The sequence below is a fragment of the Mycolicibacterium pallens genome (genome assembly GCF_019456675.1).
In the GTDB taxonomy this organism is placed as follows: Bacteria; Actinomycetota; Actinomycetes; order Mycobacteriales; family Mycobacteriaceae; genus Mycobacterium; species Mycobacterium crocinum.
This window is the reverse complement of record NZ_CP080333.1, coordinates 3,608,107-3,629,821: the sequence shown is the minus strand read 5'-3', so window position 1 is coordinate 3,629,821 and position 21,715 is coordinate 3,608,107. Positions and strand designations below refer to the sequence as shown.

Annotated in this window: 19 protein-coding genes; 10 read left to right on the top strand and 9 right to left on the bottom strand. The window is 67.0% G+C overall.

The window, feature by feature from the left end; genetic code table 11:
- The first annotated feature begins 20 nt into the window (after window positions 1-20).
- Complete coding sequence (locus K0O64_RS17805) at window positions 21-551, top strand: YbhB/YbcL family Raf kinase inhibitor-like protein (protein WP_071943657.1); 531 nt, start codon at window positions 21-23, stop codon at window positions 549-551.
- 1 nt (window position 552) lies between these two features.
- Here K0O64_RS17805 and K0O64_RS17800 read toward each other — a convergent pair whose 3' ends face one another.
- From K0O64_RS17800 to K0O64_RS17790, 3 genes are read right to left on the bottom strand one after another with little or no spacing between them, the layout of a single operon-like run.
- On the bottom strand, window positions 553-1,611 hold the full coding sequence (locus K0O64_RS17800) for a quinone-dependent dihydroorotate dehydrogenase (protein ID WP_071943659.1): 1,059 nt from the start codon (window positions 1,609-1,611) through the stop codon (window positions 553-555).
- The gene (locus K0O64_RS17795) at window positions 1,611-1,865 is read right to left on the bottom strand and encodes a DUF5703 family protein (protein WP_071943661.1); all 255 of its coding nucleotides are present in this window, start codon (window positions 1,863-1,865) and stop codon (window positions 1,611-1,613) included. Before K0O64_RS17795 ends, K0O64_RS17800 begins: the two co-directional genes overlap by 1 nt.
- Window positions 1,862-2,863 (bottom strand): YncE family protein, encoded by a 1,002-nt coding sequence (locus K0O64_RS17790; RefSeq protein WP_071949753.1) that lies wholly within the window; start codon window positions 2,861-2,863, stop codon window positions 1,862-1,864. The genes K0O64_RS17795 and K0O64_RS17790 overlap by 4 nt, the downstream gene beginning before the upstream one ends.
- 183 nt (window positions 2,864-3,046) lie before the next feature.
- Between K0O64_RS17790 and K0O64_RS17785 the strand changes: the two genes are divergently transcribed.
- From K0O64_RS17785 to K0O64_RS17750, 8 genes are all read left to right on the top strand, one after another.
- Entirely contained in the window at window positions 3,047-3,334 is a 288-nt protein-coding gene (locus tag K0O64_RS17785) for a hypothetical protein (RefSeq protein ID WP_071943663.1), read from the top strand.
- 46 nt (window positions 3,335-3,380) lie between these two features.
- Window positions 3,381-4,214: an undecaprenyl-diphosphate phosphatase gene (locus tag K0O64_RS17780; protein WP_071949754.1), complete on the top strand. Its 834-nt coding sequence runs from the start codon at window positions 3,381-3,383 to the stop codon at window positions 4,212-4,214.
- Window positions 4,211-4,903 (top strand): histidine phosphatase family protein, encoded by a 693-nt coding sequence (locus tag K0O64_RS17775; RefSeq protein ID WP_071943665.1) that lies wholly within the window; start codon window positions 4,211-4,213, stop codon window positions 4,901-4,903. Before K0O64_RS17780 ends, K0O64_RS17775 begins: the two co-directional genes overlap by 4 nt.
- A 47-nt stretch (window positions 4,904-4,950) precedes the next feature.
- Window positions 4,951-5,535: an Rv2134c family protein gene (locus K0O64_RS17770; protein WP_071943667.1), complete on the top strand. Its 585-nt coding sequence runs from the start codon at window positions 4,951-4,953 to the stop codon at window positions 5,533-5,535.
- Window positions 5,532-6,350, top strand: coding sequence for an Rv2133c family protein (locus tag K0O64_RS17765; protein WP_071943669.1), 819 nt, complete (start codon window positions 5,532-5,534; stop codon window positions 6,348-6,350). The genes K0O64_RS17770 and K0O64_RS17765 overlap by 4 nt, the downstream gene beginning before the upstream one ends.
- Window positions 6,351-6,368: 18 nt before the next feature.
- Complete coding sequence (locus K0O64_RS17760) at window positions 6,369-7,130, top strand: 3'(2'),5'-bisphosphate nucleotidase CysQ (RefSeq protein WP_071943671.1); 762 nt, start codon at window positions 6,369-6,371, stop codon at window positions 7,128-7,130.
- Between the two features lie 100 nt (window positions 7,131-7,230).
- Complete coding sequence (gene mshC, locus K0O64_RS17755; protein ID WP_071943673.1) at window positions 7,231-8,469, top strand: cysteine--1-D-myo-inosityl 2-amino-2-deoxy-alpha-D-glucopyranoside ligase; 1,239 nt, start codon at window positions 7,231-7,233, stop codon at window positions 8,467-8,469.
- A 17-nt stretch (window positions 8,470-8,486) separates the two neighbouring features.
- Window positions 8,487-9,365 (top strand): SDR family oxidoreductase, encoded by an 879-nt coding sequence (locus K0O64_RS17750; RefSeq protein WP_071943675.1) that lies wholly within the window; start codon window positions 8,487-8,489, stop codon window positions 9,363-9,365.
- A gap of 11 nt (window positions 9,366-9,376) precedes the next feature.
- Here the strand turns inward: K0O64_RS17750 and K0O64_RS17745 are convergent, their stop codons facing one another.
- The 3 genes from K0O64_RS17745 to K0O64_RS17735 all read right to left on the bottom strand — a co-directional run bounded on the left by K0O64_RS17745 (window position 9,377) and on the right by K0O64_RS17735 (window position 12,692).
- Entirely contained in the window at window positions 9,377-10,480 is a 1,104-nt protein-coding gene (locus tag K0O64_RS17745; RefSeq protein WP_071943677.1) for an acyl-CoA dehydrogenase family protein, read from the bottom strand.
- A gap of 9 nt (window positions 10,481-10,489) precedes the next feature.
- Entirely contained in the window at window positions 10,490-11,665 is a 1,176-nt protein-coding gene (locus tag K0O64_RS17740) for an acyl-CoA dehydrogenase family protein (RefSeq protein ID WP_071943680.1), read from the bottom strand.
- A 136-nt stretch (window positions 11,666-11,801) separates the two neighbouring features.
- On the bottom strand, window positions 11,802-12,692 hold the full coding sequence (locus tag K0O64_RS17735) for a PAC2 family protein (RefSeq protein ID WP_071949755.1): 891 nt from the start codon (window positions 12,690-12,692) through the stop codon (window positions 11,802-11,804).
- Between the two features lie 218 nt (window positions 12,693-12,910).
- On the opposite strand from K0O64_RS17735, the gene metH reads away from it, so the two are divergent.
- On the top strand, window positions 12,911-16,651 hold the full coding sequence (gene metH, locus K0O64_RS17730) for a methionine synthase (RefSeq protein ID WP_220045628.1): 3,741 nt from the start codon (window positions 12,911-12,913) through the stop codon (window positions 16,649-16,651).
- Here metH and K0O64_RS17725 read toward each other — a convergent pair.
- From K0O64_RS17725 to gnd, 3 genes are all read right to left on the bottom strand, one after another.
- Window positions 16,633-18,516, bottom strand: coding sequence for an MGH1-like glycoside hydrolase domain-containing protein (locus K0O64_RS17725; protein WP_220045627.1), 1,884 nt, complete (start codon window positions 18,514-18,516; stop codon window positions 16,633-16,635). The two genes, metH and K0O64_RS17725, sit on opposite strands and share 19 nt — an antisense overlap.
- Before the next feature lie 778 nt (window positions 18,517-19,294).
- Window positions 19,295-20,686 carry a glucose-6-phosphate dehydrogenase gene (gene zwf / locus K0O64_RS17720; RefSeq protein WP_220045626.1) on the bottom strand — a complete coding sequence of 464 codons (1,392 nt, stop codon included), beginning with the start codon at window positions 20,684-20,686 and terminating at the stop codon, window positions 19,295-19,297.
- Entirely contained in the window at window positions 20,686-21,699 is a 1,014-nt protein-coding gene (gene gnd / locus K0O64_RS17715; protein ID WP_071943688.1) for a phosphogluconate dehydrogenase (NAD(+)-dependent, decarboxylating), read from the bottom strand. Before gnd ends, zwf begins: the two co-directional genes overlap by 1 nt.
- Window positions 21,700-21,715: the final 16 nt, after the last annotated feature.

Sequence of the window (21,715 nt, the reverse complement as noted above, 5' to 3'; positions counted from 1 at the left end):
AACGAAAGGAAAACCAGCACATGGCATTTCCGTACAACCCCTACGACTTCCTGCCCGAGCTGCCCAGTTTCACACTGACCAGCACCGACTTCAACGACGGCGAGCAGTGGAAGAACGCTCAGGTCAGCGGAATCATGGGCGCCGGCGGTGAAGACGTCTCGCCGCAGCTGAGCTGGTCGGGTTTCCCGGAGGAGACTCAGAGCTTCGCCGTCACCGTCTATGACCCCGATGCGCCGACCGGTTCCGGCTTCTGGCACTGGGCGGTGGCCAACCTGCCCGCTACCGTCACCGAACTTCCCTCCGGGGTCGGCGACGGCTCGGTGCTTCCGGGCGATGCCCTGACATTGGTCAATGACGCCGGCATCCGCCGGTTCCTGGGTGCCGCCCCGCCGCAGGGGCACGGCTACCACCGCTACTTCGTCGCCGTGCACGCGGTGAAGGTGCCGAAGCTGGAGCTCACCGAAGATGCAAGCCCGGCCTACCTCGGGTTCAACCTGTTCATGAATTCCATTGCGCGCGCGGTCATTCACGGCACCTACGAGCAGAAGTGAGCTAGACCGCCGACCCGACTGCGTCGCTCAAGGATGAGAATCCGCCGGCATGCAGTCGGGCGGCGATGCCGTCGTGAATCTCCTTGGCCCACAAGCCGCCGCCGTAGATGAACCCGGTATAGCCCTGCAGCAGGGCGGCACCGGAGGTGATGCGCTCCCACGCATCGTCGGCGGTCTCGATGCCACCCACACTGATCAGCACCAGGTCCTTGCCGACCCGCCCGTACAACCGGCGCAGGATCTCCAGGGACCGCCGCGCCACCGGCGGCCCGGAAATACCGCCCGGCCCGAGCTCGTCGACGCCGGGCGTCCGCAGGCCGGCCCGCGAGATCGTGGTGTTGGTCGCGACGATCCCGGCCAGTCCCAATTCCACGGCCAGATCGGCGACGGCGTCGACATCCTCGTCGGACAGGTCCGGGGCAATCTTGACCAGAACTGGCGTCGACGTCTCGTCCAACACCGCCGACAGGATCGGCCGCAGCGATTCGACCGCCTGCAGGTCGCGAAGCCCGGGCGTATTGGGGGAGCTGACGTTGACCACCAGGTAGTCGGCCAGCGGGCCGAGCAGTCGTGCGCTGGCGCGGTAATCGTCGGCGGCCTGCTCCGGCGGGGTGACCTTGGACTTGCCGATGTTCACCCCGACGGGCCAATCGGGCCGATAGCGGGCCAGCTGCAGCGCCAACTGCCCGGCGCCGTGATTGTTGAAGCCCATCCGGTTGAGCAATGCGCGGTCCTCGGGGAGGCGGAACAACCGCGGCAGTGGGTTGCCCGGCTGCGGCTGAGCCGTGACCGTGCCGACCTCCGCGTAGCCGAATCCCAGCGCGCCCCAGGTCTTCAGTCCCAGGCCGTCCTTATCGAAGCCGGCCGCCAACCCCATCGGTCCGGGGAACCGCACCCCGAACACAGTGCTGGCCAGCACCGGATCACGCGGTGCAAGCCGGCGGCGCAACGTTTCCCGGGTGGCGTTGGTCGCGGTTGCGGCGCGCAACGAGCCGAATACGAACGTGTGGATGCGTTCGGCCGGCACCAGGAAGAATGCCCGCCGCAGCGCGTCGTACATCACAGCTCGGGTTGGTCGGCGGCTTGGCCGTTGAAACGAGACTTCTTGCGCCGCAAGAGGACTCGACGGCTACCGTCGGTGTAGAGGCGAACGCGGGTCAGTTCCCAGCCCCGGTACTCGGCTTCGATCGACAGCCGGGTGGAGGCGCTGATGCGGGTCACGTCCGGTGGTAGCCGTAGCGGGATCCACTCGTAGTCGTCGGACAGTTCGACTTCCCAGCTCGCCGGCATTCCGCCGCGGTGCGCCGCACTCATCGGCCGCCCGCCGCGTTGCGGATCACCTGCACCCCGGCACCGGCTGCCGACACCACGTAGAGCGTGTCGGACTTGTCGTCGAAAGCCAGCGAGTTCGGTTGCTGCACGGTCGGGTAACGCACCTTTTCCACAGGGATACCAGTCGTTAAATCGTAACCAACAACCATGTTCGACGCGGTTTGCGAAACCCAGGTCAGATTCCGGGACCCGGCCAGTCCGTACGGCGCCTCCGGCACCGGGTAGGCCTGCCGCTCGATCAGCGGATCGACGCCGAACACCAGCAGCTGGCCGGCGCGGGTATCGGTCACCAGCACCCGGCCCAGCGGATCGGCCACCATCGTGGTGGCGCCTTCACCGGCGCGCAGCGCCTGCTGGGTGCGGCCCTCGCTGTTCAGTGAGGTCACCGAGGTCTGCCCGCGATCGAGGACCACCGCATTGTTGCCCTCGGTGACCACGGCGTCGACCCGCGCGAACATCTTCACCTTCTCCGCCACGGCGGTGTCCGAACCCAGGGTGTAGGCGGTTCCGTCGGCGCTGCCGAGCACCAGCCGGCCGTCGGCGCGGCGCGCGATCGCGGTGAAGTCGGTGCCGGCCTCGTCGTTGATGGACACCGGGGTGGCGGTCCCCGCAGTCAAGTCGACGGTGACGTAACCGCCACGGGTGGACAGGTACGCCGCGCCCTGGCCGTCGCCGGCGATCGCCGTGGCCGGGCCGGGCAGGCTGAGTTCGCGGGGAACACCCGATGAGTTGAACAAGGTCAGGGTCGCGGGGGCCTGCGGCTCGGCGCCGGGGGTCAATACCGCCAGCGACCCGGTCCGCTCGTCGAAGACCGCGGCATCCGGGTTCCCGCCCAGCGGGAGGATCTCACCGGCGGGACGGGTGGCCGGTGGCGGGGACACCGCGGGGCCGGCCGGTTCGATCGTCGGTGGCGGCGTGGCCAGCGGATTTGTCGAGCAAGCAGTCGAGCTAGCGCCCGTGACCAGGGCAAACGCCAGCAAAACAGCGGTGGACCTGCGCAAACCGATCCGGTTTACCACTTCTGCCAACGGGTAGCCCCCGGTTGTGTTCAAGATCGAGCGACCAAGTCGCCCCCTGTCGATCAGGAAGTCTAGGCGGGCACCGGGAAGACAAAATGACGTGATTGTCTTCTCTTGTCCCGTAACCCGCGTTATGGTGACCTCATGACGCTGGCCATTGACGGGCGAGAGTTCGCGATCGAGGACATTTCCACTGGCGTGTTCGCCAGCGGATTCGGTCACCTCGGCGATGGCCGCAGCTTCTCCTTCCAGGTCCACCGCGGCCAGCTTCTGGTGGAGGTCTACCACCCGCGCCTGGCCGGTCCCGTGCCGCACGAGGAGGACGTGGTCGCGACCGCGACCCGCAGCCTCACCGACTTCGACGTCGACGACGAGCGCAGCCTGACGGCGGCCGTGCGCGACGCGGTGGCGCACGCTCAGCCGGTGCGCTGAACCCCCAGGTCTATCCAGTACGGTCGGCGACGTGGATGTCGCGCCGATGTCGTGGTTGCAGGTCGTGGTCTTGTCGATCGTTCAGGGCCTGACCGAGTTCTTGCCGATCTCGTCGTCGAGTCACCTGGCGATCGTGTCCCGGGTCTTCTTCTCGGCCGACGCCGGCGCCTCGTTCACGGCGGTCTCCCAGTTGGGTACCGAGTTCGCCGTCGTGGTGTTCTTCGCCCGCGACATCTGGCGAATCCTCAAGGCCTGGTTCGACGGATTGTTCGTCAAGGCCCACCGGGACAACATCGATTACCGGATGGGCTGGTACGTCATCATCGGCACGATTCCGATCGTCGTAATCGGTGTGGCGTTCAAAGAGGTGATCCGCGGCGAGGTCCGCAACCTATGGATCATCGCCACCGCGATGCTGGTGTTCTCCGCCGTGATCGCCGCCGCCGAGTACTTCGGCAAGCAGACCCGCCACCTCGAGCAACTGACGTGGAAGGATGGCCTGACCGTCGGCCTCGCCCAATGTCTGGCCCTGATCCCGGGCGTCTCCCGGTCCGGCTCGACGATCAGCGCGGGCCTCTTCCTCGGTATCGACCGCCCGCTCTCCGCGAGATTCGGCTTCCTGCTTGGCATTCCGGCTGTCTTGGCCTCGGGGCTGTTCTCCCTTCCCGACGCCTTCCACCCGGTCACCGAGGGCATGAGCGCCACCGGGGCGCAATTGCTGGTGTCGGTGATCATCACGTTCATCGTCGGCTACGCCGCGATCGCCTGGCTGCTGCGCTTCGTCGCCAACCACGCGATGTACTGGTTCGTCGGCTACCGCGTAGTGCTGGCTCTGGTCGTGATGGCGCTGCTGAGCACCGGTGTGGTGGCGGCCAGTTGACCGTCATCCTGCTGCGGCACGGCCGCTCGACATCGAACACCGCGCACACGCTGGCCGGCCGGACTGAGGGCGTCGAACTCGACGAGAAGGGTCAGGCTCAGGCCGCCGCGCTCGTCGACCGGGTCAAAGGCCTGCCGATCAAGGCCCTGGTGCGATCTCCGCTGCTGCGCTGCCGCCTGACCCTCGAGCCGCTGGCCGCCGAGCTGAACCTCGAGCCGGCGGTCGACGAGCGGCTCGCCGAGGTGGACTACGGGCAGTGGACCGGGCGGGCGCTGAAGGATCTGGTGAAGGAGCCGCTGTGGGCGGTGGTGCAGCAGCAGCCCAGCGCGGCCGTCTTCCCGGACGGCGAAGGTCTGGCGCAGGTGCAGGCCCGCGCAGTGGCCGCGGTGCGCGAGCATGACCGCAGGCTCGCCGAGGAGCACGGCCACGACGCGCTGTGGATCGCCTGTACGCACGGCGATGTGATCAAGGCCGTCGTCGCTGACGCGCTGGGCACGCACCTCGACAGCTTCCAGCGGATCACCGCCGATCCGGCATCGATGAGCGTGATCCGCTACACGGCGATTCGCCCATTTGTGGTGCACGTCAACCACACCGGCGCCGAACTCGCCTCGGCGCTCAGCGCCCCGCCACCGGCCGAGGGCGACAAGACCGCCGACGACGCCGTCGTGGGTGGGTCGACGGACTGAAGCTCCAATTACAGCTCGGGTGTTCGAGCCGGTATTTTGGAAATAACATGGCCCGCGCAATTCACGTCTTCCGCACACCCGACCGATTCGTCGCCGGGACCGTCGGGCAGCCCGGAAACCGAACCTTCTATCTGCAGGCTGTTCACGACAGCCGGGTCATCTCCGTCATCCTGGAAAAACAACAGGTCGCCGTCCTGGCCGAGCGCATCGCGGCGCTGCTGGTCGAGATCAACCGCCGGTTCGGCACCCCGCTGCCGCCGGAGACCGACGTGGAAGACCTCAGCCCGCTGATCACTCCGGTCGACGCCGAGTTCCGGGTCGGGACGATGGGCCTCGGGTGGGACTCCGAGGCCCAGACGGTCGTCGTGGAGCTGCTCGCGGTCTCCGAGACCGAGTTCGATGCCTCGGTGGTGCTCGACGACGCCGAGGAAGGTCCCGACGCGGTGCGGGTTTTCCTCACGCCCGAGTCGGCCCGCCAATTCGCCTCCCGCTCGACCCGGGTCATCTCGGCCGGACGCCCGCCGTGCCCGCTCTGTGATGAGCCGCTGGATTCCGAAGGGCACATCTGCGTGCGCACCAACGGATATCGGCGCGGCGCGTTCGGCGAGGCCGACGACGATTTCGACTCGTGACGGGCGCCGACGAGGCGTTGGCCCGCGACGCGCTGCGCTGCGGTGAGCTGACGATCCTCGGGCGGATCCGCTCGGCGAGCAACGCCACCTTCCTGTGCGAAGCCGCCTGGTCGGACCGCATCGTGCACTGCGTGTACAAGCCGGTCGCGGGGGAGCAGCCGCTGTGGGATTTCCCCGACGGCACCCTCGCCGGCCGCGAAGTCGGCTCGTATCTGGTCTCGGCGGCGCTGGGCTGGAACATCGTGCCGCACACCATCATTCGCGACGGCCCGGCCGGACCCGGGATGCTTCAGATGTGGGTCGACCAACCCGGCGACAGCGACGACGCCGAACCGGACGGGCCCGACCTCGTCGACATCTGTCCGCCGGGATCCGTTCCGCCGGGCTATCTTTCGGTGCTGCGCGCCTACGACTACGCCGGCAATGACGTCACCCTGGTGCATGCCGACGACCCGCGGCTGCGGCGGATGGCGGTATTCGACGTGATCGTCAACAACGCCGACCGCAAGGGCGGGCACATCCTGGCCGGCGTGGACGGCCGGGTGTACGGCGTCGACCACGGCGTCTCGCTGCACGTCCAGGACAAGCTGCGCACCGTGCTATGGGGCTGGGCAGGCAAGCCCATCGACGACGAGACGCTGGAGTCGATCGCCGACCTCGGTGAGCAACTGGCCGGGCCGCTCGCCGAACAGCTTCGCGAACACATCACCCCGGCCGAGGTCGCGGCGCTGCGACGGCGGGTCCGGACCCTGCTGGCCGAACCCGTCATGCCCGGACCCGATCGGCACCGGCCGATTCCCTGGCCGGCCTTCTGACCGGAGATACTGACTCAGATGAGCATGACCGACGCGGCGCTGGCCGCCGACCTGGCCGAGGAGGCAGGCCGGCTGCTGCTGTCGGTGCGTGACGAGGTCGGGTTCGATTTTCCGCCTGCCCTCGGCGATGCCGGCGACGTGCGCGCCAATGCGCTGATCCTGCGCCGGCTGCGTGCCGAGCGGCCCGGTGACGCGGTGCTCTCCGAAGAGGCCTACGACGACCTGAAGCGGCTCCAAGCCGACCGGGTGTGGATCATCGACCCGCTCGACGGCACCCGCGAGTTCTCGATGCCGCGACGGACCGACTGGGCCGTGCACGTCGCCCTGTGGCAGCGGACCGGCGGACCGGACGGCAGCATCACCGACGCCGCGGTCGCGCTGCCCGCGATGGGCGAGGTGTTTCGCTCGGACACCGTGGCCGCTCCGCCGCCGGCGCCGCCCGGCCCGATCCGCATCACGGCCAGCTCCAACCGCCCCCCGGCCGTCCTGTGGCGGCTGCGCGACCGTCTCGACATCGAGTTCCTCCGGATCGGATCGGCCGGTGCCAAGGCGATGGCGGTGGTGCGCGGCGACGCCGACGCCTACATCCACGCCGGCGGCCAGTGGGAGTGGGACTCGGCAGCCCCGGCCGGGGTGGTGCAGGCCGCCGGATTGCACGCCACCCGAATCGACGGGTCGCCGCTGCGTTACAACAGGCCTGACCCCTACCTGCCCGACCTGCTGATGTGCCGGTCCGAGGTGGCCGACCTCCTGCTCGATGCCATGTGGCTGGCGAGCTAGGAATGAATCCACCCGTCCCGTTGTCACTGTCTTCGCAAGAGTCCGGGTCACCACACCACCTGAGAGCGCCGTGAACAGCGAAACCCTTAGAGTCGAGGCCATGCAGTCCTGGCCGGCCGTCGACATCCCACAGCTGCCCGGCCGCGGGCCGGCCCTGCGGTTGTACGACACCGCCGACCGTCAGATCCGCCCGACATCGCCGGGGGAGACCGCGACGATGTACGTCTGCGGCATCACGCCCTATGACGCGACGCACCTCGGCCACGCCGCGACGTATCTGGCGTTCGACCTCGTGCACCGGGTCTGGCTCGACAGCGGCCACCAGGTGCACTACGTGCAGAACATCACCGACGTCGACGACCCGCTGTTCGAACGGGCCAATCGTGACGGGGTGGACTGGCGCGAACTCGGCGCCCGCGAGATTGCGCTGTTCCGTGAGGACATGACCGCGTTGCGGGTACTGCCGCCACGCGATTACGTCGCCGCCACCGACACCATCGGCGAGGTTGTCGAGCTGGTCGAGAAGATGCTCGCGTCCGGGGCGGCCTACGTCGTCGACGACGCCGAGTACCCCGATATCTACTACCGCGCCGACGCCACCACCCAGTTCGGCTACGAGTCGGGCTACGACCACGACACGATGACCCGGCTGTTCGCCGAGCGCGGCGGCGACCCGGATCGCCCCGGCAAGGCGGATCCGCTCGACGCACTGCTGTGGCGGGCCGCCCGGCCCGACGAGCCCAGCTGGCCCGCCCCGTTCGGTCCGGGCCGACCCGGTTGGCATGTCGAGTGTGCGGCGATTGCCTTGAACCGTATCGGTTTTGGTTTCGACGTCCAGGGCGGCGGCAGCGACCTGATCTTCCCGCACCACGAGTTCTCCGCCGCGCATGCCGAATGTGTGGTGGGGGAGCGCAGATTCGCCAGGCACTACGTCCATGCCGGGATGATCGGCTGGGACGGGCACAAGATGTCCAAGAGTCGCGGCAACCTGGTGCTGGTCTCCCGGTTGCGCGAGCAGGGCGTGGATCCGGCTGCCATCCGGCTGGGCCTGCTGGCCGGACACTACCGAAGCGATCGGTCGTGGAGTGACGCTGTGCTCGACGAGGCCAACGCCCGGCTGCACCGGTGGCGGACCGCCGCCGCGCTACCCGCGGGCCCGGCCGCCGCCGACGTGATCGGCCGGCTCCGCCAGTATCTGGCCGACGACCTCGATTCCCCCAAAGCGCTTGCCGCCGTTGATGGTTGGGTTACCGACGCGCTGGAGTACGGTGGCCACGACGAAACCGCGCCCGCCGCGGTCGCGGCCGCTGTCGACGCCCTGTTGGGTGTGCCGCTGTAGGTGTACTTTTGACGGCCATGGGTTCCGTCAACGACAAAGTCGTCTTCATCACCGGTGCCGCCCGCGGGGTCGGCGCCGACGTCGCGCGCCGGCTGCGGCGCAAGGGCGCCAAACTCGTCCTGACCGATATCGACGCCGAACCGTTGGCCGCCTTGGCCGCCGAACTCGGCGAAGACCATGTGCTCACCGCCGTCGCCGATGTGCGCGATCTGTCGGCCATGCAGTCGGTGGCCGATCAGGCTGTCGAGCGGTTCGGCGGTATCGACGTCGTGGTCGCCAACGCCGGCATCGCGACGTATGGGTCGGTGCTGCAGGTGGATCCGGACGCCGTCAAGCGCCTGCTCGACATCAACGTGCTGGGGGCCTTCCACACCGTGCGGGCCACGTTGCCCTCGATCATCTCCCGGCGCGGTTACGTGTTGATCGTGTCGTCGTTCGCCGCCTACGCCGCTTCCCCGGGGCTGGCGCCGTATCACGCGGCGAAGGCCGGCGTCGAACACTTCGCCAACACGCTGCGCCTCGAGGTGGCCCACCACGGTGTCGCTGTCGGCTCCGCGCACATGTCGTGGATCGACACCCCGATGGTCCAGGATGCGAAGAAGGACCTGGCCAGTTTCCGGGAGATGCTCACCCGGGTGCCCAAACCGCTCGGCAACACCACCAGCGTGGACAAATGCGGCGAAGCCTTCGTCAAGGGCATCGAGGAGCGCAAGCGTCAGATCAACGTGCCCGGCTGGGTGGGCGCGTTCCGCTGGCTGAAGCCGCTGCTGTCAACACCATTGGGAGAGCGGCCGATCGCGGCCCTTGTCCCGCGCATCCTGCCCAAGATGGATGCGGAGGTGGCCGCGCTCGGCCGCTCGACCAGTTCCCGGTTGGAGGAGCTGGAAAGTCCCTGAGCTACCGCGCCTTACAGCGCGACAGCGCCGTAATTGCCCACCTGCGAAGACAGGAATCGCAACTGGTCGGTGGCCGAGCCCAGGGTCTGGTCGATCGCGGTGAGCCGGGCGGCGTAGTGCGCCACCGGGTATTCCGCGGTCACGCCGATCCCGCCGTGCATCTGGATCGACTCCTGAGAGATGTGCTTGCCCGATCGTCCGATCTGCAGCTTGGCCCGCGCCGCGACAACGGGATCGAGCCGGCCGTCGGTGATGCACATCGCCGCGTAGTAGTTCATGCTGCGGGCGAGCTCCAGCGAGACGTACATGTCGGCAGCGCGTTGGGTGAGCGTCTGGAATGTCTTGAGCGGCACACCGAATTGCTTGCGGGCGTTCAGGTATTCCGTGGTCAGACGCAGCGACTCGTCCATGGCGCCAACCGCTTCGGCGCACAGCGCCGAGGAGTACCGGATCAGCGTCGCGTGAATCCGCTCACTGGCATCGCCGCCGTCGCCGAGCGGTTGTGCCGGGGTGTCGGCGAAGTCGATCTCGGCGCCGCGCTGCCCGTCGAACGTCCGGTAGCCGCGTCGGGTGGTGGCGGCAGCGTCGACGAGGAACACCCCGACGCCACCGTCGGGCAGGCTCGCGGTGACGACCAGGGCATCAGCGCTGTCACCGGCAAGCACCGGATTCTTGCGGCCGGTGATTGTCCACGAGTCGCCGTCTTTGGTTGCGCGGGTGGACAATTCGTCCAGGCCGCGCAGCCCCTTCTCGGTGTGCGCCAGTGCCAGCAATCGCTCGCCGGCCGCGACCTCGTCGAGCTGAGCGCGCTGTTCGTCGTTGCCGAGCTCGGCGATCAGGCCGCCCGGGATCAGTGCGGCGGCCGCGACCGGTTCGGGTGCCAGCCGGCGCCCGAGCTCGGTCATCACGACGATGATCTCGATCTGGCCGGACTCTTCGGGCTCGAAACCCAGTCCGAGGATGCCGATTTCGGCCAGTTGGCGCCACACATCGCGGCTCCAGCCGAGCTCGGAGTCGACGGTCTTGTTGCGCGTCTCGATGTCGTAGGTGCGGGCGAACACCTCGCGAGCGGTGTCGCGCAGGAGTTCTTGTTCGTCGGTCAGGTCAAAGTTCATGGCCGGTCCTCACAGTCCCAAGATCGTCGAGGAGATGATGGTGCGCTGGACCTCGTTGCTTCCGCCGTAGATCGAGGTCTTGCGGTAGTTCAGGTACTTCGGCGCCGCATGCTGCGCCCACAGCGGAGAGTCGATGTCGGCGCCGCCGTCGAACGGCAGTGCATCCGGTCCGGCGACCTCCACGGCCAGCTCGGTGACGGCCTGCTGCAGCTGGCTGCCCCGCAGCTTGAGGATCGACGACGCCGGGTTCGGCTTGCCGGTGCCCTCGTCGCCACTGACCCGCAGTTGCGTGAGTTCCAGTGCCAGCAGCTCGTTTTCGATCTCGGCGACCTTGGCGGCGAACAGCGGGTCCTCGAGGAGAGTGCCCGTGCCGACCTTGGTCTGCGCGGCGTTCTCCTTGACGTCGGCGAGCCACAGCTTGGTGGTGCCGATGCGGGCGATGCCGGTGCGCTCGTTGGACAGCAGGAACTTGGCGTAGGTCCAGCCCTGGTTCTCCTCGCCGACGAGCTGGTTGGCGGGCACCCGGACGTCTTCGAAGAAGACCTCGTTGACCTCATAGCTGCCGTCGATCAGCTTGATCGGCCGCAGCGTGATGCCCGGGGTGTTCATCTCGACGAGGATGAACGAGATGCCGGCCTGCTTCTTCGGGGCATCGGGGTTGGTGCGGGCCAGCACGAAGATCCAGTCGGCGAACTGGCCGAGCGTGGTCCAGGTTTTCTGGCCGTTGATGACGTACTCGTCACCGTCGCGCACGGCGACGGTGCGCAGCCCGGCCAGATCGGAGCCGGCTTCGGGCTCGGAAAACCCTTGGCACCACCAGATGTCGAGGTTCGCCGTCGGCGGCAGGAAGCGTTCCTTGATCTCCTGCGAGCCGAAGTGGGCGATCACCGGTCCGACCATGCTGGCGTTGAAGGCCAGCGGTTCGGGGACGCAGGCCATGCGCATCTCGTCGGCCCAGATCTGGCGCTGCAACGGGGTCCAGTCCTTACCGCCCCACTCGACCGGCCAGTTGGGCACGCCCAGGCCGGCCTTGTTCAGGATCCGCTGGGTCGTGATCGCGTCATCGGGGAAGTTCAGACTGTCCGTCCGGGCCCGTTCGCGGATCTCGGCAGGGATCTGGGTGGTGAAGAACTCCCGCAACTCGTCGCGGAACTTCACGTCCTCGTCACTGAGTGCCAGTTTCACGAGAGCAACCTCGATTCTTGTTACTCGGCAGTATCCATTGCACGGTAGCGCAGCCCTACCAACTGGTCGGCAGGACCACCCCTGACGGCGCCATTCTCGTCAGCGCTCCGTCAGAGTATTCGAACGTGAGTTCGGGCTAGCCGCGGAAGCCGGGACCCCGCCGGCGCAGGTAGCGCTCGAACTCGGCGGCCAGCGCGTCGCCGTCGACCTTCGACAGCGCCTCGTTCATGTCCACCTCGGCGTCACCGCGCTGTTCGAGGGAGGCCACGTACTCGGCGATCTCCTCGTCCTCGGCGGTCATCTCGGTGACGGCCTGCTCCCACTCCTCGGCCTGGGCGGGCAGGTCGGCCAGCGGCACCTCGATGTCGAGCACGTCCTCGACGCGGCGCAGCAATGCGACGGTGGCCTTCGGATTGGGCGGCTGCGAGACGTAATGCGGCACCGCGGCCCAGAACGTCACCGCCGGGATGCCCGCCGCCACGCACGCGTCCTGGAACACCCCGGCGATACCGGTCGGGCCCTCGTAACGTGTCTCCTCGAGGCCGAAGAACTTCGCCGATTCGGGGGAGTAGGCCGCGCCGGACACCGGCACCGGCCGGGTGTGCGGTGTGTCGGCCAGCAGCGCGCCGAGGATCACGACGGTGTCCACGTTCAGCTTGTCGGCGATCGCCAGCAGCTCGGCGCAGAAGGTGCGCCACCGCATGTTGGGTTCCACCCCATGCATCAGCACGATGTCACGGTCGGAGCCGGGCGGCCGGCAGTGTGAGATCTGCATCGACGGCCACACCAGTTCGCGGGTCACCCCGTCGACCTGCCGAATCACCGGACGGTTCACCTGGTAGTCGTAGTACGCCTCGTCGTCGATCTCGATGATCGTGTCGGCCTCCCAGATCGCGTCCAGGTGCTCGAGCGCGTCACTGGCGGCGTCACCGGCGTCGTTCCAGCCCTCGAAAGCCGCGACGATGATCGTGTTCTGCAGTTCGGGCAGATCCGGGCCTTTCCCGCCGATGAAGTTCGAGGCTGTCACCACCTCAGCCTAAGGCTTGCTCGGCTCCGATGAGCCGTCTCGGACCGACTGCGGCCCCGGCGTGTGGTGCTCTTTGGCCGAGCCGAAAAGGGCGTCCGGAAGTCGATTGCAGGACCACGTAGACTTTTCACCGTCGAGAGGCGTTGCAACGGGTCGCCGAATCTGAGCCGGTACCCGCCACGCTCGGCAGAGTTAAGGACGCCTTCCGCGACGGAAGGATGCACGTGAGTTCTTTTGAGCCGCAAATCCGGCCTGACTGCACCGACGAACTGACGGCTGCGTTGCGCCAGCGGATCGTGGTGATCGACGGCGCCATGGGCACGGCGATCCAGCGCGACCGGCCCGACGAAGCCGGGTACCGCGGCGAGCGGTTCAAGGACTGGCCGAGCGATCTCGTCGGCAACAACGACCTGCTGACGCTGACGCAGCCGCACATCATCGAAGGCATTCACCGCGAGTACCTCGATGCGGGTGCCGACATCCTGGAGACCAACACGTTCAACGCGAACGCGGTCTCGCTCTCCGACTACGGCATGCAGGAGCTGGCCTACGAACTGAACTACGCCGGCGCCGCCCTGGCCCGCACGGCCTGCGACGAGTTCAGCACGCCCGACAAACCGCGCTACGTGGCCGGCGCGCTGGGGCCGACGACGCGGACGGCGTCGATCTCGCCGGACGTCAACGACCCGGGTGCCCGCAACGTCTCCTATGACCAACTGGTCGCCGCGTACTTCGACGCGGCGAGGGGCCTGGTCGACGGCGGTGCCGACCTGCTCATCGTCGAGACGATCTTCGACACGCTGAACGCCAAGGCCGCGATCTTCGCCATCGAGACGCTGTTCGAGGAGCGCGGCCGCCGCTGGCCGGTGATCATCTCCGGCACCATCACCGATGCGTCGGGGCGGACGCTGTCCGGTCAAACCACCGAAGCGTTCTGGAACTCGATCCGGCACGCGAAGCCGCTCGCGGTCGGACTCAACTGTGCCCTGGGTGCCCCGGAGATGAGGCCCTACCTCGCCGAGATGTCCCGGATCGCCGACACCTTCGTGTCCTGCTACCCGAATGCCGGTCTGCCCAACGCTTTCGGCGAGTACGACGAGTCGCCGAAGCGTCAGGCTGGCTACGTCGCCGACTTCGCCGAGGCCGGTCTGGTCAACATGGTCGGCGGCTGCTGCGGCACGACGCCGGCGCACATCGCCGAGATCGCCAAGGTGGTCGAAGGCGTGCCGCCGCGTGAGGTGCCGGAAATCGAGGTGGCCACCCGGCTTTCCGGCTTGGAGCCGCTCAACATCACCAAGGACTCGTTGTTCGTGAACATCGGTGAGCGGACGAACATCACCGGTTCCGCCCGGTTCCGCAATCTGATCAAGGCCGAGGATTACGACACCGCGCTCTCGGTCGCCCTGCAGCAGGTCGAGGTCGGCGCGCAGGTCATCGACATCAACATGGACGAAGGCATGATCGACGGCGTCGCCGCGATGGACCGGTTCACCAAGCTGATCGCCTCCGAGCCGGACATCAGCCGCGTCCCGGAGATGATCGACTCCTCCAAGTGGGAGGTCATCGAGGCCGGCCTGAAGAACGTGCAGGGCAAGCCGATCGTCAACTCGATCTCCATGAAGGAGGGCGAGGAGAAGTTCGTTCGCGAGGCCCGGCTGTGCCGCAAGTACGGCGCCGCCGTCGTCGTGATGGCGTTCGACGAGCAGGGGCAGGCCGATAACCTGGAGCGCCGCAAGGAGATCTGCGGGCGGGCCTACCGGATCCTGACCGAAGAGGTCGGCTTCCCGCCCGAGGACATCATCTTCGACCCCAACTGCTTCGCGCTGGCCACCGGTATCGAGGAGCACGCGACCTACGGGATCGACTTCATCGAGGCCTGCGCCTGGATCAAGGAGAACCTGCCCGGGGTGCACATCTCCGGCGGCATCTCGAACGTCTCGTTCTCGTTCCGGGGCAACAACCCGGTGCGCGAGGCGATCCACGCCGTCTTCCTGTTCCACGCCATCAAGGCCGGGCTGGATATGGGCATCGTGAATGCGGGCGCACTGGTGCCCTACGACTCGATCGACCCCGAACTGCGGGACCGGATTGAGGATGTGGTGCTGAACCGCCGCGAGGATGCGGCGGAGCGACTGCTCGAGATCGCCGAGCGGTTCAACAGCAAGGACAAGGGCGAAGATCCCAAGGCCGCCGAGTGGCGCAGTCTCCCTGTGGGGGAGCGCATCACGCACGCGCTGGTCAAGGGCATCGACGCCCACGTCGACGACGACACCGAGGAACTGCGTGCCGAGATCGCCGGCGCGGGTGGTCGCCCGATCGAGGTGATCGAGGGCCCGCTGATGGACGGCATGAACGTCGTCGGTGACCTTTTCGGCTCCGGCAAGATGTTCCTGCCTCAGGTGGTGAAGTCGGCCCGGGTGATGAAAAAGGCCGTCGCCTACCTACTTCCGTTCATCGAGGCGGAGAAGGCCGAGAACGGCACGGCTGATTCGAAGGACACCAATGGCACGATCGTGATGGCGACCGTGAAGGGCGACGTCCACGATATCGGCAAGAACATCGTCGGAGTCGTGTTGCAGTGCAACAACTTCGAAGTGATCGACCTCGGTGTGATGGTGCCCGCCCAGAAGATCCTGGACGCGGCCAAGGAGCACGACGCGGACATCATCGGGCTTTCCGGGTTGATCACCCCGTCGCTGGACGAGATGGCCAACTTCGCCGTCGAGATGGAGCGCGAAGGCCTGCAGATCCCGCTGCTGATCGGTGGTGCGACTACGTCGCGTGCGCACACGGCCGTGAAGATCTCGCCGCGCCGCAGCGGCCCGGTGGTCTGGGTCAAGGACGCGTCGCGCTCGGTGCCGGTCGCCGCCGCGCTGCTCGACGACAAGCAGCGGCCGGCCCTGCTGGAGGCCACCGAGAAGGATTACGCGTCGCTGCGCGAACGGCACGCTCAGAAGAACGAGCGGCCGATGCTGACGCTGGAGAAGGCCCGCGCCAACCGGACGCCGATCGAGTGGGAGGGCTACACGCCGCCGGTGCCCGCGCAGGGTCTCGGTGTGCGGGAGTTCTTGGACTACGACCTGTCCGAGCTTCGCGAGTTCATCGACTGGCAGCCGTTTTTCAACGCCTGGGAGATGAAGGGCCGGTTCCCCGACATCCTCAACAACCCGGCGTCCGGCGAAGCCGCGCGCAAGCTGTACGACGACGCCCAGCAGATGCTGGACACCGCGATCAAGGAGAAGTGGCTGACCGCCAACGGCGTCATCGGGTTCTTCCCGGCGAACGCCGTCGGCGATGACATCGAGGTGTACACCGACGAAAGCCGCAGCGAGGTGCTGACCACGTTGCACAACCTGCGTCAGCAGGGCGAGCACCGCGACGGCGTCCCGAACCGGTCGCTGGGTGACTTCATCGCACCGAAGGAGACCGGTCTCGCCGACTATATCGGTGCCTTCGCCGTGACCTCCGGGCTCGGCAGCAGCGAAAAGATCGCCGAATTCAAAGCGGCTCTGGACGATTACAGCGCGATCCTGCTGGAGTCGGTCGCCGACCGGCTGGCCGAGGCGTTCGCCGAACGGATGCACCAGCGGGTGCGCAAGGAGTTCTGGGGATACCAGCCCGACGAGCAGTTGGACAACGATGCGCTCATCGGGGAGAAGTACGTGGGTATCCGCCCGGCCCCCGGCTATCCGGCGTGCCCGGAGCACACCGAGAAGGTCACGCTCTGGAAGCTGATGGATGTCAAGGAGCGCACTGGCATCGAGCTGACCGAGTCGATGGCGATGTGGCCCGGTGCGGCGGTCAGCGGCTGGTACTTCTCGCATCCGCAGTCGCAGTACTTCGTGGTCGGCCGGCTGGCCCAGGATCAGGTCGCCGACTACGCCAGGCGTAAGGGCTGGACCCTGCAGGAGGCCGAGCGCTGGCTGGCGCCGAACCTCGGCTATAACCCGGAGGACTGAGCGGTCCGCGCTCGGAAGTGCAGGCTGCCCCGGAACTGAAGCAGCACAGCGACAGTCGCGGTCCAGCCGGTCTGGTGGCTGGCGCCCAGCCCGCGCCCGGTGTCGCCGTCGAAGTACTCGTGGAATGGGACCAGGTCACGCCAGTGCGGGTCGGTCTGGAAGTACTCGTTGTCGCCGAACACCGCTCGCCGGCCGTTCTCGTCGCGGACCAGAAGACCGGTCAGTTGGCGGGCCAACCGGTCGGCGACCACGTGCAGGGTCACCTCGTCGGCCGACCCCGCCGGATCGGGAACGCGGTAGGTGTCGCCGAGGAACCGGGCATAGGAGTTGAGCGCCTGCACCAGAAGGAAATTGGTCGGCAGCCAGATCGGACCGCGCCAGTTGGAGTTGCCGCCGAACATCCGGCTGCGTGATTCGGCCGGCTGATAGTCGACGACGTAATCGGCGCCGTCGGTGTGGTAGGTGTACGGGTGGTCGCGATGGAACCGCGACAATGAGCGGATCCCGTTGGCAGACAAGAACTGTTCGGGGTCCAGCAGCCGCTGCAGGATGTGGGTGAGGCGGTCTCGGTGGATGACGCCGATCATCAAGTGGGTGCCGTCGCCGCCGGTCATCACCAGCTGCACGTCGTCGTCGGTGTGCTCGTAGGTCCGTGCCAGCGCCCCGAGGCAGTCCGTCAGGATCGTGGTGACCTCGGTCGCGCTGGTCGGTATGGCGATCGCGGCGAACAGCGGGACGATCGCCTGGATGGAGAACACCTCCAGCGATCTGCTTGTGCCGTCCGGCATTTCGATGACATCGTGATAGAAATTCGTGTCGTCGTTCCAGAAGCTGACCTGGTAGGTGCCCTTTTCCAGCGAGTTGGCGACCAGCCATGCATCCCACACCCACCGGCTGAACATGTCGGTGTAGCTGGGATCGGTCTGCGACAGTTCGATCGCCATCTCCAACAGATGGAAGATCAGTGCCGCCATCCACGCCGTGCCGTCGACCTGGGCGAGCTGACCACCGGTGGGTAGCGGCTCGTCGCGGTCGAACACCCCGATGTTGTCCATGCCGAGGAAGCCGCCGCCGAACACGCCGCGGTTGGTGTCGTCCTTCTGGTTGAGCCACCACATCGCGTTCAGGGTGGCCGACCGGTACGCACTGGCCAGGAAGTCGAAGTCGCCGACACCGGTGCGTAGTTGATCCAGTTGGTAGACCTGCCAGGCCGCCCAGGCATGCACGGGTGGATTGGTGTCACCGAACTTCCACTCGTAGGCCGGGATCTGGCCGTGCGGATGCTGGGCGGTCGAGTTGTGCAACACCAGGACCTGGGTCTTGGCGAACTCGGGATCGATGAGCGCCAATGCCACGCAGTGAAAGGCCAAGTCCCAGGCCGCAAACCACGGGTACTCCCACGCGTCGGGCATCAGGATGACCTCGCTGACTGCGAAGTGTTGCCAGTCGTGATTGCGCGCACCCCAGCGTTGCCGTGGCGGTGCCGGTTGTTCGGGATCGCCCTTGAGCCAGCGCCGTACCGCGTAGTTGTAGAACTGTTTGCACCACAGCAGCCCGGCGAACGCCTGGCGTTGGACGAGCCGCTCGTCCTCGCTCAGGTCCGCTGCCGCGACGGCGTGATAGAACTCGTCGGCCTCACGTTTGCGGTCGGCGAGCACCGTGTCGGCGTGGCCGGGCGGGTGTCTGGTATCGGTGGCCGCGAAATACACTGTGATCGTTGAGGTTTCGCCGGGTTGCAGGATGGCCGCGACAATCGCGGCGACCTTGCTGCCCTCAGTCGGGTCGATGGCGTCGGCGATGCCGTCGACGACGAAGTCGTTGATGCCGTCCTTGGTGGTGGCCGAGGCGTTGGGCGAGGAGAACAACAGGCGATTGTTGGTTTCATTCTCGCAGAACACCAGTCGCGGAATCTCCCCGTCGGAGGCGGTGACCGTGAACCACCGCTGCCCGAGCTTGGGGTGGGACGTGCGTGCCGCGGATCACCGCAGGCGGTGATCCGCGGCCGTTCCTGGTCTGGGTCCCACGACCAGGTGTTGCGATACCACAGCTGTGGCAGCACGTGGATCGGCGCGGCGTCCGGCCCGCGATTGGTCACCGTGATGCGGCAGTAGACGTCCTCCGGGCCGTCCTTGGCGTAGGCCACCTCGACGTCGAAATAGCGCTGCTGAAGCCATTGTTCGCGCAGTGCGTCGAATAGTTCGTACTCGTCGTCCTCGGGACCCCGCTGCTGATTGGTGTGCAGCAGATCGTCGTAGGGGAAAGCGGCCTGCGGGTACTTGTAGACCATGGACGCATAGGCGTGCGAGGGCAGGTTGTCGGTGTAAAACCAGTAATCCTTGACGTCCTCGCCGTGGTTGCCCTCCTCGTTGGCCACCCCGTAGGGCCGTTCCTTGAGGATGCGGTCGTGCCCATTCCACAGGGCCACGCCGAGGCAGATGGTCTGCTCGTCATCGCACCAACCCGCCAGACCGTCGTCGCTCCACCGGTAGGCCCGGCTGCGCGCATGGTCGAACGGAAAGTATGCCCAGGCATCGCCATCGGCGCTGTAGTCCTCTCGGACCGAACCCCAGGCACGCTCACTCAGATACGTTCCCCAACGCCGCCAGGGCGCGGCCTCGTCGAGGCGGTTCTGCTCGGCCGTGCTCACTGGTGGGCGGGCAGCCAGGGCTGACGCCAGCCCGGATATCCGGCGACGAGTTTGTCGGCTCCCGACGGTCCCCACGAGCCCTGCTCGTAGACCTCCACCGGCGGCGGTGAATCAAGCAGCGGCTGCACGATCCGCCAGGTTTCCTCCACGCCGTCCTCGCGGATGAACTGGCTCGAGTCACCGTGCATGGCGTCGCCCAGCAGGCGTTCGTACGGTTCGGGAGCTTCGGCCATTTCGTCGGCAAACACCAGGCAGAGGTTGACGGCGCGGGTGGTGTCGGCGCCGGATTCCTTGGCCTGCAACACCAGGTCCACGCCGGGGTTCGGGTCGATCCGGAAGATCAGCTCGTTCTGTTCGTGGATCTTCGGCAAGAACGGCAGCTCTGGCGGGCGCTTGAAGATCACCCGAATTTCGGTGGCGCGCACCGGCAGAGCCTTGCCTGCCCGGATGAAGAAGGGCACACCCGACCAACGCCAGTTGTCGATGTACAGCTTCAGCGCCGTGAAGGTCTCGGTCTGCGAGTCGGGCGCGACACCGTCGACCGCCAGGTACCCGGCGTACTGGCCGCGCACGTAGTGCTTGGGGTCGGCCGGACGAATGCTTTTGAACAACTCGACCCGCTTGTCGCGGAAGCCGTCCGGGCCGCCACTGGACGGTTCGGCGGCGATCAGCCCGATCAACTGCAGCAGATGGTTCTGCACGACGTCGCGCAGCGCCCCGACCGGGTCGTAGAAGTGGCCGCGGTCCTCCACCCCGAAGTTCTCGGCCATCGTGATCTGCACGGCCTCGATGCGGTCGCGATTCCACAGCGGCTCAATGATCGAATTCGAGAACCGGATATAGCGGATGTCCATCGCCGGCTCTTTGCCCAGGAAGTGGTCGATGCGGTAGATCTGCCACTCCTGCAGGTGAGCACTCAACTGGTCGTTGAGCGCCTTGGCCGACGAAAGATCATGTCCGAACGGCTTTTCCACCACGACCCGGGCGTTCCCGGTCAGGCCGGCGCCGGCGAGGCCGTCCACGACCCGGCCGAACAGCGAGGGCGGGATCTCCAAATAGAACACCGGGTTGCTGCGTCCACTGATGGCTGCGGCGACCTTCTGATAGGTCCCCGCGTCGGCGAAATCGCCGGACACCATGGACAACCGAGCAGCGAACCGGGCGAACACGTCGTCGTCCACCGGTTCGCCGGTGGCCTCGATGGCGGCCCGGGCATGCTCGCGCAGGGTGTCGGCGGACCAGTCGTCGAGAGCGACGCCGACGATCGGGCAATCGAGCAGACCGCGCCGCTCCAGGCGGTACAGCGACCGGAACGTCATCTTCCTGGCCAGGTCTCCGGTGATGCCGAAGATCACCAAAACATCTGCGGCAGAGGCGTTCACCGGCATCACTTCTTCTCCGCGTGGCCGCCGAACTCGCTGCGCATCGCCGAACAGATCTGGTCGGTGAACTCGCCGAGCTGTCGGGATTGGAAACGCTCGTAGAGCGCGGTCGTGATGACCGGGGCCGGAACGCCTTCGTCCACTGCGGCCAGCACCGTCCACCGTCCCTCACCGGAATCCGATACCCGCCCGGAGAACTGGGCGAGGTCGGGCGACGCGGCGAACGCGTCCGCGGTCAGGTCCACCAACCAGGAGCCGACCACCGACCCGCGGCGCCAGACTTCGGCGACCTCGCCGACGTTGATGTCGTACTGGTAGGCCCACGGATCGCGCAGGGGAGTGGTCTCGGCATCGACCACGCGATCGACCGTGCCCGCGTTGGCGTGCTTGATGATGCTCAGCCCTTCGGCGATCGCCGCCATCATCCCGTACTCGACACCGTTGTGAACCATCTTCACGAAGTGCCCGGCGCCGTTGGGTCCGCAGTGCAGGTAGCCCTCCGGTGCGGTTCCGGGGGCGTCCGCCGGCCGGCTCGGGGTGGGTTCGGCGGTACCGACGCCCGGTGCGATGGTCTTGAAGATGGGATCGAGGCGCGCGACCACGTCCGTCTCGCCGCCGATCATCAAGCAGTAGCCGCGGTCCAGCCCCCACACGCCGCCACTGGTGCCGCAATCGACGTAATGCAGATCACTTTCGGCGAGCTTCTGAGCGCGGGTGATGTCGTCGCGGTAGTACGAGTTACCCCCGTCAATCACGGTGTCCCCGGCTGACAGCAGCGGGACGAGGGTGTCCAGGGTCGAGTCGACGATTGCGGCGGGCAGCATCAGCCAGATCGCCCGCGGGCCATCGAGTTGTGCGACGAATTCCTCGATGCTGGCCGCGCCGGTGGCGCCTTCGGCTTCCAACTGGCTGACCGCGGCCGGGTTCACGTCGTAGACAACGCAACTATGGCCGCCCCGCATCAGCCGCCGAACCAGATTCGCTCCCATACGACCCAAGCCGACCATTCCCAGTTGCATAGCGCCACCCTAGTGA

Bases quoted from the DNA above. Each gene is read 5' to 3' on its own strand.
- K0O64_RS17805 (WP_071943657.1), top strand. From the start codon at position 21: ATGGCATTTCCGTACAACCCCTACGACTTCCTGCCCGAGCTGCCCAGT.
- K0O64_RS17800 (WP_071943659.1), bottom strand. From the start codon at position 1,611: ATGTACGACGCGCTGCGGCGGGCATTCTTCCTGGTGCCGGCCGAACGC.
- K0O64_RS17795 (WP_071943661.1), bottom strand. From the start codon at position 1,865: ATGAGTGCGGCGCACCGCGGCGGAATGCCGGCGAGCTGGGAAGTCGAA.
- K0O64_RS17785 (WP_071943663.1), top strand. From the start codon at position 3,047: ATGACGCTGGCCATTGACGGGCGAGAGTTCGCGATCGAGGACATTTCC.
- K0O64_RS17780 (WP_071949754.1), top strand. From the start codon at position 3,381: ATGTCGTGGTTGCAGGTCGTGGTCTTGTCGATCGTTCAGGGCCTGACC.
- K0O64_RS17770 (WP_071943667.1), top strand. From the start codon at position 4,951: ATGGCCCGCGCAATTCACGTCTTCCGCACACCCGACCGATTCGTCGCC.
- K0O64_RS17760 (WP_071943671.1), top strand. From the start codon at position 6,369: ATGAGCATGACCGACGCGGCGCTGGCCGCCGACCTGGCCGAGGAGGCA.
- mshC (WP_071943673.1), top strand. From the start codon at position 7,231: ATGCAGTCCTGGCCGGCCGTCGACATCCCACAGCTGCCCGGCCGCGGG.
- K0O64_RS17750 (WP_071943675.1), top strand. From the start codon at position 8,487: ATGGGTTCCGTCAACGACAAAGTCGTCTTCATCACCGGTGCCGCCCGC.
- K0O64_RS17745 (WP_071943677.1), bottom strand. From the start codon at position 10,480: ATGAACTTTGACCTGACCGACGAACAAGAACTCCTGCGCGACACCGCT.
- metH (WP_220045628.1), top strand. From the start codon at position 12,911: ATGCACGTGAGTTCTTTTGAGCCGCAAATCCGGCCTGACTGCACCGAC.
- zwf (WP_220045626.1), bottom strand. From the start codon at position 20,686: ATGCCGGTGAACGCCTCTGCCGCAGATGTTTTGGTGATCTTCGGCATC.
- gnd (WP_071943688.1), bottom strand. From the start codon at position 21,699: ATGCAACTGGGAATGGTCGGCTTGGGTCGTATGGGAGCGAATCTGGTT.